The sequence below is a fragment of the Bifidobacterium dolichotidis genome (assembly GCF_003951975.1).
GTDB lineage: Bacteria > Actinomycetota > Actinomycetes > Actinomycetales > Bifidobacteriaceae > Bifidobacterium > Bifidobacterium dolichotidis.
Window position 1 is genome coordinate 971062 of sequence record NZ_QXGM01000001.1, and the last position, 12495, is coordinate 983556.

General features: G+C 49.5%; 11 protein-coding genes. 5 read left to right on the forward strand and 6 right to left on the reverse strand.

What is annotated here, in order from left to right:
• Window positions 1-409: 409 nt before the first annotated feature.
• A complete protein-coding gene (yhbY, locus tag D2E26_RS03785; RefSeq protein WP_125963306.1) occupies window positions 410-715 on the forward strand; it encodes a ribosome assembly RNA-binding protein YhbY in 306 nt (101 codons plus the stop codon).
• A 102-nt stretch (window positions 716-817) separates the two neighbouring features.
• Here the strand turns inward: yhbY and tenA are convergent, their stop codons facing one another.
• Window positions 818-1534 carry a thiaminase II gene (gene tenA / locus D2E26_RS03790; RefSeq protein WP_125963418.1) on the reverse strand — a complete coding sequence of 239 codons (717 nt, stop codon included), beginning with the start codon at window positions 1532-1534 and terminating at the stop codon, window positions 818-820.
• A gap of 220 nt (window positions 1535-1754) precedes the next feature.
• On the opposite strand from tenA, the gene D2E26_RS03795 reads away from it, so the two are divergent.
• On the forward strand, window positions 1755-2114 hold the full coding sequence (locus D2E26_RS03795) for a YccF domain-containing protein (protein ID WP_125963307.1): 360 nt from the start codon (window positions 1755-1757) through the stop codon (window positions 2112-2114).
• Window positions 2115-2173: 59 nt separating this feature from the next.
• Here the strand turns inward: D2E26_RS03795 and D2E26_RS03800 are convergent, their stop codons facing one another.
• Window positions 2174-2545, reverse strand: a complete 372-nt coding sequence (locus D2E26_RS03800; RefSeq protein ID WP_125963308.1) for a metallopeptidase family protein — start codon at window positions 2543-2545, stop codon at window positions 2174-2176.
• A 206-nt stretch (window positions 2546-2751) separates the two neighbouring features.
• Here D2E26_RS03800 and D2E26_RS03805 point away from each other — a divergent pair, with 206 nt between their 5' ends.
• Together D2E26_RS03805 and D2E26_RS03810 are read left to right on the forward strand one after the other, a co-directional pair.
• Entirely contained in the window at window positions 2752-3288 is a 537-nt protein-coding gene (locus tag D2E26_RS03805; protein ID WP_125963309.1) for a GNAT family N-acetyltransferase, read from the forward strand.
• A gap of 332 nt (window positions 3289-3620) precedes the next feature.
• Window positions 3621-4007: a DUF488 domain-containing protein gene (locus D2E26_RS03810; protein WP_125963310.1), complete on the forward strand. Its 387-nt coding sequence runs from the start codon at window positions 3621-3623 to the stop codon at window positions 4005-4007.
• A 231-nt stretch (window positions 4008-4238) separates the two neighbouring features.
• Here the strand turns inward: D2E26_RS03810 and D2E26_RS03815 are convergent, their stop codons facing one another.
• The gene (locus tag D2E26_RS03815; protein WP_125963311.1) at window positions 4239-4937 is read right to left on the reverse strand and encodes a GNAT family N-acetyltransferase; all 699 of its coding nucleotides are present in this window, start codon (window positions 4935-4937) and stop codon (window positions 4239-4241) included.
• A 341-nt stretch (window positions 4938-5278) separates the two neighbouring features.
• On the reverse strand, window positions 5279-6940 hold the full coding sequence (locus D2E26_RS03820; protein WP_125963312.1) for a DUF6508 domain-containing protein: 1662 nt from the start codon (window positions 6938-6940) through the stop codon (window positions 5279-5281).
• Between the two features lie 449 nt (window positions 6941-7389).
• Here D2E26_RS03820 and D2E26_RS03825 point away from each other — a divergent pair, with 449 nt between their 5' ends.
• Window positions 7390-9231, forward strand: coding sequence for an AMP-dependent synthetase/ligase (locus D2E26_RS03825; protein WP_164515865.1), 1842 nt, complete (start codon window positions 7390-7392; stop codon window positions 9229-9231).
• A gap of 415 nt (window positions 9232-9646) precedes the next feature.
• Here D2E26_RS03825 and D2E26_RS03830 read toward each other — a convergent pair whose 3' ends face one another.
• Together D2E26_RS03830 and D2E26_RS03835 are read right to left on the reverse strand one after the other, a co-directional pair.
• Window positions 9647-10462 carry a hypothetical protein gene (locus D2E26_RS03830; protein ID WP_164515850.1) on the reverse strand — a complete coding sequence of 272 codons (816 nt, stop codon included), beginning with the start codon at window positions 10460-10462 and terminating at the stop codon, window positions 9647-9649.
• A gap of 777 nt (window positions 10463-11239) precedes the next feature.
• A complete protein-coding gene (locus D2E26_RS03835) occupies window positions 11240-11788 on the reverse strand; it encodes a hypothetical protein (protein WP_125963315.1) in 549 nt (182 codons plus the stop codon).
• Between the last annotated feature and the right edge of the window lie 707 nt (window positions 11789-12495).

Consider the following 12495-nt stretch of genomic DNA (forward strand, 5'->3'; position numbering starts at 1 on the left):
CGCAATATTCGTTTGCCGTGCGCTACCAGTCACCGCAAAAGGCAGAATATCAACATTCCAGTTCCGTTGAATCACACTGAATCGAACGCACAACCTCATAGCAGTGTGCTGATTTTCCGAGACCCGTGCAAAATTCATGGATTTTAGCGCATGTTGTATCGCCATATACGTGCAAACATGCCTTCACGCACACAATGCTTTTTGCCTGTAATTTCACTATGCCCGAGTCATCTAAAATCGATGGCCTGCCCGACGGCTACAATCAGCTTGTTTGGACTTCAACGCTTAACAACGCTTAATTCATGCTTAGCCCCAAGCATTAAGCACCATTAGGCATCACTACAAAGAAGCATTCGAAGACTTTAAGCACTAAAGCGATAGCTTTACGATCGTTAAGGATTGATTAGGAATGGCATTAACTAAGAAGCAAATCAAGCAGCTGCGCGCCCTCGCTCACCACGAGAACCCACTCGTGCAGATCGGTAAGAACGACATCACCGACAATGTCGTCAAGCAGGCTGCTGAGACGATTAACAAGCGCGAGCTCATCAAGTGCCAGGTGATGGATGGCGCTGGCTACGATGCTGCTGAGTGCGCGGAGAAGCTCGCAGGCCAGATTGGTGCTGAGATCGTTCAGGTTATCGGCAACCGCTTCGTGCTGTTCCGTAAGTCTTCTCGCACCGACATTAAGCACATCGAGCTCGTCCGCGAGTAATACTTACGCCAAACAAGGCGCTTTATAACAAAAGTCTGCAGATCCGGGGATACATACAAGATACATACAAGGAATCTGCAGACTTTTTGTTTACTCAATTACTCACCGCCACCCCGGCTTCCATCCCATTTGCTTGTCATAAGCCGTAGCCCAGAACAAATACTCGTTCTGCACACCACGCACAAAAATCGCCTCAAGCTCGGCCAGCTTCGACTCTGGCAGACCTTGCACCATCTGCTCAATATGCTCGAGCAGCCATATGCCACCTTCCCAGAACGACTGCGCCGCGTACATGTCGATCCAGTCCGCATACGGGTTCGCACCCAGCTCCTCCGCGAAATCCTTCTTGAGCCTCTTGCCATAATCGGCGTACACCCACGCGCATGGCAGCACGGCCACGAGAATGTCGATCAAATCCTTCTCATATGCGATCTGCATGATATTCGACGTATACGCCCTCGCGAACGCCGACTGCCCCACCTTCGCCGCCGCGACCGGATCCATGCCAAAGCGTCGCAGCGTCTCATCGTGATGATCCTGCTCTACCGCGAAAATATTCATCTGCACTTGCGCCATGAATCGCATAACATCCACGTCGTCGGTTTTCGTCACCGCGAGCGCGTGCACTTTCGCGTAATCGTTGAGATACAGGTTGTCTTGGATCAAGTAGAACGCGAATCGATCCGACGTCAGCGTTCCCGCGCCGAGCTCTTGCACGAACGGCTGCTCGTAGCCCTCTTGCCAGACGTCCGCCGCGGCCTTGCGGAGCCTTCGCGCGAATGGCGGCAGCGTCTCCACCGCGCTCGGATCCTGCAGCATCTCTCGCAGCTTCTCCTCGCTCAACACTGTTCTGTGCACTGTTCCGTGCACTGCTCCCAGCACTTCTTCGCGCACCGCTTCTCGCACTGCCTCGCGTATTGTTGCTCTCTTGATTTCACTCATCGGGGGTTCCTCCGTGGGTTTCGAGGGTTCACTCGATTTATGCCATCATAGGAACGCGACATTCCCAACCCGCCAAAACCGCTCTATACTCAGCATTATGAGACTTTTAGGCAACATTCTTTGGCTTATTCTTGGCGGCTTTGTACTCGCCTTGGCATGGGCCATCATCGGCCTTGCCCTCTGCATCACGATCATCGGTATCCCGCTCGGCATCCAGGCCTTCAAAATGGCCAGTCTCACACTCACCCCATTCGGCTCGACGGTGATCTACGGTGGCGGCGCTGCGTCCACGATCGCCAACATCATTTGGGTTGTTTTCCTTGGTATTTGGCTGGCTTTCGGCTACATTGCTGCCGGCTTCCTGAACTGCATCACGATTATTGGAATCCCGTTCGGTATTCAGTCATTTAAGATGGCCAAGCTCGCTTTGTGGCCGTTCGGCGCTCAGGTTCTTTAATTTATTTCTCGTATTCCGGACGAGCCAGCTTTAGCTACACGTAGGCGACTCGACGTGCTCTAATATCCATGCGAATGCAGGTATTCGTCGTCGAAGCCAAAGTAGTGACCAAGCTCGTGCAACACAGTGATTTCGATTTGATGCACCATTTGATCATGAGTGCGGCACACACGCTCGTGTGGACCCTTAAAAATCGTAATAACGTCAGGCATCACACCCGCGTATCCCGTTGTACGTTCTGGTAGTGGAATGCCTTGGTATAAGCCCAATAATTCGCCTCGCGGTGTGCAGTTCGATTCGGCCAATTGTTGAGGACTTGGCTCATCAGCAACCGTGATGGCAATATTCTGCATGGCTTTACGGAACTTATCGGGAACGAGTTCAAGAGCCTCGTGAACAGTATTCGCGAATTCATCCTCAGTCATATGCATAGCTTCAACATAGCTAACGAAGCCTGAAAATACTAGGAATTTGTGCGAATTCTTACAGCAGCCAAACACGAAAACAAGAAATCACGATTTCTTCGCGTGTCGCCGGAACATCTGTTATTGTTCATCGGTTGAACTGTGGACATGAACCACTCGCACTAAGAACAACGCGAGTATGCTCACTTCTCTAACTTCTCCTAGGAGGCTACATGCAAATCAGGCTCGCAACCCCCGCTGATATCGAGCAGCTCACCGCACTGCGTATGGCATACATGGATGCGGAACATGGTTCATTAACTGAAGATCAGCGCAACCTTATGCAGCAGGCTATTCCTCGTTATATGGAGGAACACCTCACTAAGGATCTGTACATTTACATCGCTGAGACCGAGACTGGCGCAATTGCTTCGACAGCATGGCTGCTGATCGAGCGTAAGCCACCACGTCCAGAATTCCCAACCGGCCACGTTGGCGAAGTGTTTAATGTGCTGACGCTGCCTGAGTATCGCGGACAGGGACTTGCCCGCCAGGTTATGCAGAGGCTTATCGACGATGCAACCGGACCACTTGGTTGCGAAGCTGTTCGTCTCAACGCCACACCAGCCGGTCAGAAGGTCTACACTTCGCTCGGATTCCAGAAGCGTGAGCCAGGCCTTCGCGCAATGTTCTACGCTCGTCCAGCACACAAGAGCTACGAGACCCTGGCTGCAGTCAATACGCAAATCCCCGTTGACTGCACTATCTGAACAGCACTGAGAACAAATACTCAAGCTCATCAAGACTTTTGAGGTCGCACATTTTCCCAAGTGTGCGACCTTTTTGTTATTCCCTATTCTCCCGAGTATGCAACTTTTGTGCTGTTCCCTATTTCACGAGTGTGTGACCTTTTTGCTGTTCCCTTCGCGAACGTTCTGCATATCCAAAGAGAAACGATGCACAATGAAGCCATTGAACGAGTTCCGGGTAACCGGTGAGAACATACATTGAAGATACGTATACACGACACGTATCGAGGGTACGCATTGCAAGCGTGCATCGAGATTACGTATTGGTAATACGTATGACAGGAGCATGCACGATGGCAGAAGCAACAGCACACGAGCTGCGTATTAAGCGCATTTACGAACAGGAAGAACCGGATGATGGATTCCGCGTTCTGATCGATCGCCTGTGGCCACGCGGCATCTCTAAAGATCGTGCCGATCTTGATGAATGGGATAAGGAACAGGTTGCCCCATCAAGCGATCTGCGCAAGTGGTTCGGTCATGATCCTGAAAAGTTCCCAGAGTTCGAGGAACGCTTCTGGAATGAACTCGATGAGCGCGACGATGCTCAGGCCTTTGCACAAGAAATTGCCGATCACCTCAAGACCGGTAACGTCACATTGCTCTTCGGTGCCAAGGATACCGAGCACAACAACGCTGTCGCACTCAAGACCTGGCTCGAACGCCAGTGGGCTAAGTAAATCAAAGGAACAAGTTGAAGGTTCTAAATAACAGATCCTGAGTGAAAGACCCTAGGTAGAAAGTTCTAGACAACAGGTCCTAAATCAATGGACCCGGAAATATAAATGGAAGGCCGCGGGAAGAGCAGTTATTCTGCCCACCCGCGGCCTTTATGGTGCGAGTAAAAAATTGCTAACTCGCTCTAAGCCTCATTTCAGCTTGATGACTATTGCCATCTCGCGCTTACTACCTCAGTCGCGACCGAGAGGGTTCACACCTTCGTTTGCGAAATCGGTTTCGTTGTCGTACATGAGCACGCGAAGGTGATCATCGAGCGACATGTTCTCCGATGGGGACTGTGGCAGTGGCTCCTGCCCGCCAGCCAGATTCAGGCCGCGGTGCTCATAGAAACCATAGTCGCAAGTCGTATCAGTCCACAGGAAGTAGTTCTTCACGCCAGAAGCGTCGAACTCGCCCAGCAGCCAATCGAACAGCGTCTTACCAATGCCGTAACCGCGCAGCGTTGGATCCACGATGAACATAACCACTTCAGCGTCGTATGCGCGACCCTGCTGCTTTGCCTGACGCATGAGCTTCATCTGCTCGCTCAGCATGTGGCGCAGCTTGCGCATTTCCTTACGACCCTCAGCAGTCTGCAGCACGTTCATTGTCAAGCGCACAACGTTCGTGTGGTGCGTGTTGATAATCGAACGAGTCTCCTTCGAGTCCACACGACCCAAAATCAGACCAACAGGAATACCATTGCGCACAGCCACCTGAGCAAGCGTGGCGCGCGAAAGGCAGTGTTCGAAGTCGAGCTCAGCTAACTCTTCAGCAAGCTTGTCGTCTTCCACATCGGAGAACCAAGCTTGGCGCACGAGCTCAATAAGTGCAGGATAATCGTCGCGTTCCAGCAAGCGGAATGAGACTGTCGAGGTGTTCTGTGTCATACTTTCATCATAAGAAAACGCACACCTATGCGACACGCGTCTAGCGCACGGCACAACAGTTCCCGAAATTAGTCATCAGATTTCCGTAGGAACTAAGCCACTTCCCCACATCTTTCGGGGGGTCATGGAGGAAGCAGATTTCGAGTAACTCAGGTTTTGAGTAGCTTGAGTCTCGACTAACTCAGGTTTTGAGTAGCTTGAGTCCCGAGTACCTCAGGTTATGGGTCTCTCAAGTCCCGGGTACCTCAGGTTATGGGTCTCTCAAGGCTCAAGTACTCAAGTTCTGGTGACTTAAGTTGCGAAAGACTCGAGTTCGAGAGCCCCCGCAACTCACGCCGTACTTAATCCTCGAGTTTGCAGCTTGGTGCATCGAGGCCGCGCGGACCGATTGGGCTTTCGACCAGATGACGACGTCGTTCTTGTTTGACTTCTCTGGTACCACGCGAATCATCCACGTCTTTGAGTCGCTCAAGCAAGCGTACGATCGAGCCGTCTTCGAGAGCCTCTGCAATAACGCCTTCATGACGACGTTCCTTATGTACGAGCATCGTCAGCAATGCCACAATCAACGTGTCATCAAGGTTGTCCGCATTCAAAATATCGATCGGCACATCTTTATCAAGACCGTAACGATGCAATACCTTCTGATACTGCTCGTCATTGTTGTTATGCAGCAATGCTTCTACGAACGACAGCACCGTTTCGGAGTACACCGAATACCCAATGCGCTGCATGCCAATGGAATCAACAGGCGCAAATTCAACACGATGTAATGGCTCTGCTGGTTCTTTCAATGGTTGAATAAAGCTCGTCAACCATTCGTAGCGAGGCTCCGTTGGTTGCACTTGGCGCAGCATCGCAATGACATCGGCATAGTGCTGGTAGCGTTCGCTATCCACTTCATCAGTTGCCGACATAATGCCAACTGAACGCGAAGAAGTTGCATCAGGCAGTCGCACACTGATCTGCAAATGCCTTGCAATTTCCAAAGCAGTAGCAACCATATGCGGGCAAATCTCACCGTTACTACCCTGCTCGCACGAGCATGTCACGCGCACCACATGATTGTGGCGGAACAACATATCAACGCTATTGCCCTCACCATCTGAGGAAGGCGTATCAACTTCGGCATGCCAAATGCCGTAGCGCGTTTCATTCGCGTCGTGTACAGCATTGGCTGAAAACAGCGCATTGCCTTCGGCAACCACGTTTTGCGAAGCCCACAAGCGCAGGTCAAACAAGTGGCGACCAACGGTAACCGAATTATCAATCAGACGTTCACGTGCTTCGTTACCAATGCGCAGCAAATGCTTCTTAGCATCCGGCAAAATCAGCTGCGACTTAAACTCACTAACCTCATCGGTATCGGTTGCATCATCCGACAGCTCATCGGTACGCATACGCTGCAACTTTTCAATGCGCTCATTCCGAGGCTGCGTACCCTCAACGCGATGCCAAGCAGCCACAAGGCGCAACACCTTGGTGTTCTCATATAACACAATGAAGTTGCGGCCAATTGCTGCACTCCACCATTCATCAAGCGTCAGATATGCCGGGTCAAGAATCGTGTCTCGTACAACCTTCCAACCAGGCAAATCAAGAATTGTCGTTTTATAAAGCTCAGCAAGACGCTCTTTAAACACGCCTGAATACATCAGGCCGCCCGTAACACCAGACGTAATTAATGCCCTAAATGAGCGGTACGTTGTTGGCACCGAAGAAATATCGCATTCCTCATATACCGTGCCTGGCCCATACGTAATCAGCGGATCATCAACGCGAGTCTGCCCCTCCAACGTTGGATACTCGCATTCAATTAATGCGCCACAATTTGGGCAGCGCTCAAATACGCGCGCTCCAAGCAGCGTTACACCAGTACTAAAAGGAATGTCGTAATTGTAGTGAGCAAGCGATGAGGCAGGAATGAACCCGAAGCGCGACGAACCCTCAACATCAAGGCCTTTTAGCGAGGCGCCGCAAATGCAACGGTCACGCGTCATCATGTGCTCCTCCTTATAGCATCCAATCCCATGCGCGAAGCAGGAGAACCTTACTGGAATTCTCTCAGAAATCATTCAAACATTGATTCTGAAGCCTGAACTCAAGCCAAGTTCTTGAACTCAAGGGGTTAGACGAACCTAGCGTCATTTTATGGCATAAGTCTTGCATTCGGCAACAACGTTCGCGACTATGTTTCAGTGACGGGCGTAAATGGTCACTTAGTGGACACTCCGAGCCGAACCTACGGAAACGTAAGGTAAGACCTACGCAATCGTAGGTTTTAAGCCCCACGCAGCAAAAGTTGGGGGCGAAATGTAAAGATTCTTCTTCGCGAAAACGCTGGATTTTGTAGGGAGTTTCGAGTATTCCATACAGTATGGCAAATGATGAAATGACCACGATTTCGTCTGCAGATCCTTCGGTAGATGCATACGAAAATTCTGCAGAAGTTATGCTGACTCCAGACGCCGCTGATGGCATTGTGAAGCGCTACACCACGCCTGTTAGGGAGCCAGTTGACGCAGATATCAACCTCTACGATTTTGTCGAAGATCGCGTTAAGCGTCTTCCTGATTCCGACATGGTTTGCTATAAGGACGAGAACGGCGCTTGGCAGTCCTATTCGGCAACCGAATTCCGCGATCTCATTAAGTCGATTGCACGCGGCCTGATTGGCTGGGGTGCTCGTCCAGGTGAGTCGATCGCAATTATCGCGCATACGAGCTGGCAGTGGGTTGCACTCGATTTGGCCATTATGGCAATTGGCTGCGTGACCGTTCCTGTGTATGAGACGAACTCCCCTTCGCAGATTCGCACTGTGTTCAACGATTCCGAAGTTGTGCTGGCCTTCGCTGAAGATGACGATCAGGCCGCCAAGATCGAAACGGTGAACGAGGATATTCCATCGCTTCGTGGTGAATTCACGATTTCTGGTGGCGCTATTGACGCCATCATCGCGTTCGGTGAGAACGTTGATGAGAGCGAGTTCTGGGAGCGCAAGAACGCTTGCCACGGCGATCACCTGGCCACGATTATTTACACGTCTGGTTCCACGGGTACGCCAAAGGGTGTTGAGATTTCGCACCGCAATATGGCCGCTGAGTGCAAGGACGCTCTGCAGTACATGCCTCGCGCCATTAACATTCCAGATCGCCGTCTGCTGCTGTTCCTGCCAATGAGCCACGTGTTCGCACGCTTCATGGCTATTGTTGGCTTCGCAGGTACGCTGACGCTGGGCCTGAGCAGCAATATGAAGACGATTGTCAAGGACTTCGAGTCGTTCGGCCCTACGCTGCTGCTCGCTGTGCCACGTGTGTACGAGAAGGTGTACAACGCTGCTTCTCAGCGCGCTGGTACTGGCGTTGCTGGCAAGATGTTTGCCGCCGCCGCTGAGTGCGCTATTGAATGGTCAGCACTTGAGCAGGCTGGTAAGAAGCCTTCGATGTCGCTGCGCATGAAGCACTCGTTCTACGAGCAGGTCATTTACAAGAAGATCCGCACGATCTTCGGCCCTAACGCTGACTTCGCTATTACGGGTGGCGCTCCTATGGACGCTCGCCTGTCCAATTTCTTCAACGGTATTGGCATGCCTGTGCTCGAGGGTTACGGCATGACTGAGACTTCCGGTCCTGTTTCCGTCTCCCTGCCAGAAAACAACCACATTGGCACGATTGGTCAGCCTCTGTGTGGCACGACGGTTGGCGTCGCTGACGACGGCGAGCTGTGCTTCAAGGGCGACTGCGTGTGCCTCGGTTATCACAACCAGCCAGAGATCACGGCTCAGCAGATCCGCGACGGTTGGATTCACACGGGTGACTTGGGTGACATCGACGACGAGGGCTTCATCTCGATCACCGGCCGTAAGAAGGACTTGATTATTACTGCAGGTGGCAAGAACGTCTCCCCTTCCGTTCTTGAAACAACAGTGATGACTTCTCCGGTCGTTTCTCAGGCGCTGATTATTGGTGATCGCAAACCGTTCGTAGCAGCACTGGTCACGCTGGATCTTGCCGATGCTAACGCATGGCTTGAATCCCACGGCGCAACTCCTGCAAATTCGCTCGAAGAGCTGTCGAAGAACCCAATTATTCGTACTGAAGTTGAGCGCATTATTAAGCGCGCAAACGAAGGCGTCTCTCGTGCAGAGTCGATCCGTAAGTTTGAGATTCTGCCTGATGAGTGGACGACCGAGAACGGCATGATCACGGCTTCGCTGAAGACGCGTCGTGCACAGATCGTCAACCACTACAAGAAGCTCATCGACACGGTTATTTACGTGCCACGTAAGAAGTGAGCTTGAATAACTGAATAACTCAATAGCTAATCAGCTTTGTTAGCTTGGCAAGAGCTCATAACAATAACTCGCTTATGTGTTATATCCGCACATAAGCGAGTTATTTTTTATCCACAACATACCAATTCATAAGGAGCTACTTGGAGTTACAGTAATTCATTCAATCGTTATATTTGATATTTCCTTTCTCTGGTCTGACTCGATACCTTGTTCTCATTTGCATTTCTCCTTTCTCTGGTTTAATCAGATACCTTGCTGCAATTCGCATTGCTCCTTTCTCTCATCCGATTCAATTGTTGAAGTAGTTTGCATACTCCTTTCCCCAATCCAATGCAATCCAAGTAGTAATCTGTGCTACTCCTTTCTCCTGTGTGACGGTCTCAATACGTATTTCATGTGACTGAAGGCAGTGAGGTTATTCACGAACCTGTGGTAGATAGCGCACTGTTTCCATAACGCTGCGAATGTGTTCCCCATCGTTGTTGCGCTCAAGCTTTGATGCGATACTTTCCACACTGTGCAATTCATCCTGATACTGCGGTTCAACTGGCAATTCCATAAATAGTCGATTTGCAAAAGTACGCACTAAAACAGGAAGCAGATTCATAAAACCGAGGATGATTTCAGCCTGTGCAACCGTGCGCGCATTCTCGAACGCTGCAAGTGCATCGCTGTAGCGCTCCGTTATAGATTTTGGTATTTCACGCTGAACCTGGTCCATATAACCATCAACCCATCCAACTCCATAACTGTCTTTGAGTAGATGGGCTACCTTATGTGCAAGAGGAAGCTCATCATAAATGCTCTCGTCAAGAACCAGATCAGCGAACTTACGGTCAGAGCTAGGTTGTGGTTTTGGCGTCGTTGCCTTTTTGCGAGTCGCGGTACGCTTTGTGGTGCGCTTTGCAGTGCGCTTGGTGCTCTTTGTACTGTCTGTACTCTTGGCACTCCCCGTGCTTGTTGCCTTCTTCGTACCTTCTGCACTCTTGGCACTCCCCGTGCTTGTTGCCTTCTTCGTACCTTCTGCACTCTTGGTACTTCTCGTGCTTGTTGCCTTCTTCGTACCTTCTGCACTCTTGGTACTTCTCGTGCTTGTTGCCCTCTTCACGGCTGCTGCACTCTTGGTACTTTTCGTAGCTTTTGTACCTTTTGTGCTCCTTGCACTGGTAGTCTTCTTCGTATCTTCTGCACTCTTGATGATCTCTGCATTATCATCTGTTGCGATTTTCATAGCCATGATCTTTACCTTTCTATGTTTTTGTTATCTCGGAAGGTATTCGCAGCCCGCATCAGTGGAAGTTGCAAGTCCCTTACCGAATGTGTGCAATAACGATACGAAATTTTTGAAGGCCAAGTTTGAGTGACCGCAACCGCATTACAACAGTCTTTAATGCACAGCAAAACAACTTGCGATCATTGGAATTGCAACGATTCAGGGCTCTTCGCGAAAAGAAAGGGCGTAAGATCAGAACACTTTGCATAGAAAAATAAAGAGGATACTCACATGAATCAGGACACTTTGCAACTAAGACTCAAGTACTACTAGACCGAATCAGAACGCTTCCTGTATATAAGTAGAGTGTTACCCACAAGAAGCAGAACACATCTCGCTCATAATTAGGGTGCTACTCACCTGAATCGAGACACTTTGCATCTGAATCATGGGACTAGTTGTCGGTTCCGTGGACATGATTCATCCGCTGCGGTCAAACAAATATCGCTGTTAATAATGTGCTATAAGAACGCACACTCATACGATCCAGAGTTCGACTGACCGCAACATAATTACAGAATCATCACAGCAAAACTATTGCATCAGTGACTTCACAGTTAGTAGGCTATGAATCGTTTCCGCTGTAGTGGGTGGATACGTAAGCATTATGCCTTTCTCCAATCGTTGGGAATAATGTGTAGGTTATTGATACATAAAGTAGCCCATCGCTGTATTGAGCGATGGGCTACTTTATTGATGAGCTACTGCTATATGAGCGGCGAATTTGGCAAGCACCTACTTTGCTTGACTTGGCGGTCGACGAGTGCGAAATACTATACGTATTCTTGACTTGCGTCGTATATCCCGCCTCACACGCATGATGTCCGTTCGCAGCTCATCGAGGTGATTAAGCTTGCCTCCCGCATGCTCTAAATGCCGCAATACTCTCCGATACTGTAAATCGGATGGTAATTCAACAAACAGTCGATCTGCAAAAACTTGTAGCAAAATCGGGAACATATTCAGTAGACCAAGAAGAACTTCTGCCTGACAAACTACTTCAGAATTCTCGAATGCTGCAACAACGTCGTAGAAACGTTTAGCTATGGACTCTGGTAATTGATCATGAGACTGATCGAGCCAGCCATCCTCCCAACCGATTCCATAGATATCTTTGAGAAGATGAATCATCTTATGCGGAAGAGGGATCTCCTTAAAAATAGATTCATTGAATGCCAAATCGTTAAACTCGCGGTCATTATCGATTGGTGGTCTAATGAACATTGATCGTATTTCTTCAGGATCATACGCATTATTATCTGCGCTTGATTCGTTGGCTTCCATGATGGCTACCTCCTTGAATAGAGATTTTTTAGAATTGTTCTCAAATCCCAACTATGAGGAATACGAACTTCCTACTAGCTGGGTGCCATCAAGATACAGCTTTTGCAATCGTCAAGTTTGAGTGACCGCAACCCCGCTAAAGCGCATACTGCTCCGCTTTATTGCCACTTGCGGTCATTGGAATTGCAACGTTTTATAGCTACTTATTTGCATCAAGAAAACTAAAATCCGAAGGCATAAGCTTCCCTGCGGTCGCACAAATATATACGGGAAAATGTGATAACAGCGACCGAAGTTCTCTTTGAGTGCTACCTCTTCAGATCAACGAGTCGTCTCTGTGTAGCAACAAATCGTCTCTTCATGTCAACGAGTCGTCTTTCTGCAGCAATAAATCATTTCTTCATATCGACGAGTCAACTATTTGCATCAGCGATTTTTGATAAGCAACATACTGAATAACGACTAAGGTACAGTGGCTTGCCTAACCCACAAAACTTCTACACCACTACCCTTGCATCAATAGTTTGATGCTCAGTAAGATAATCATCGTCTTCACAATGAAGTTGAAGACAGATGCATAAATGAACTCCTCACTGTGTTTGTTGATAGAAATGTAGTGTGTTTAATGTGAATGGAGAAAGCCCATCACTCTTCGTGAGTGATGGGCTTTCTTCATCTTCCTGTCAAGAAGCTCTAATAGCTGGCTG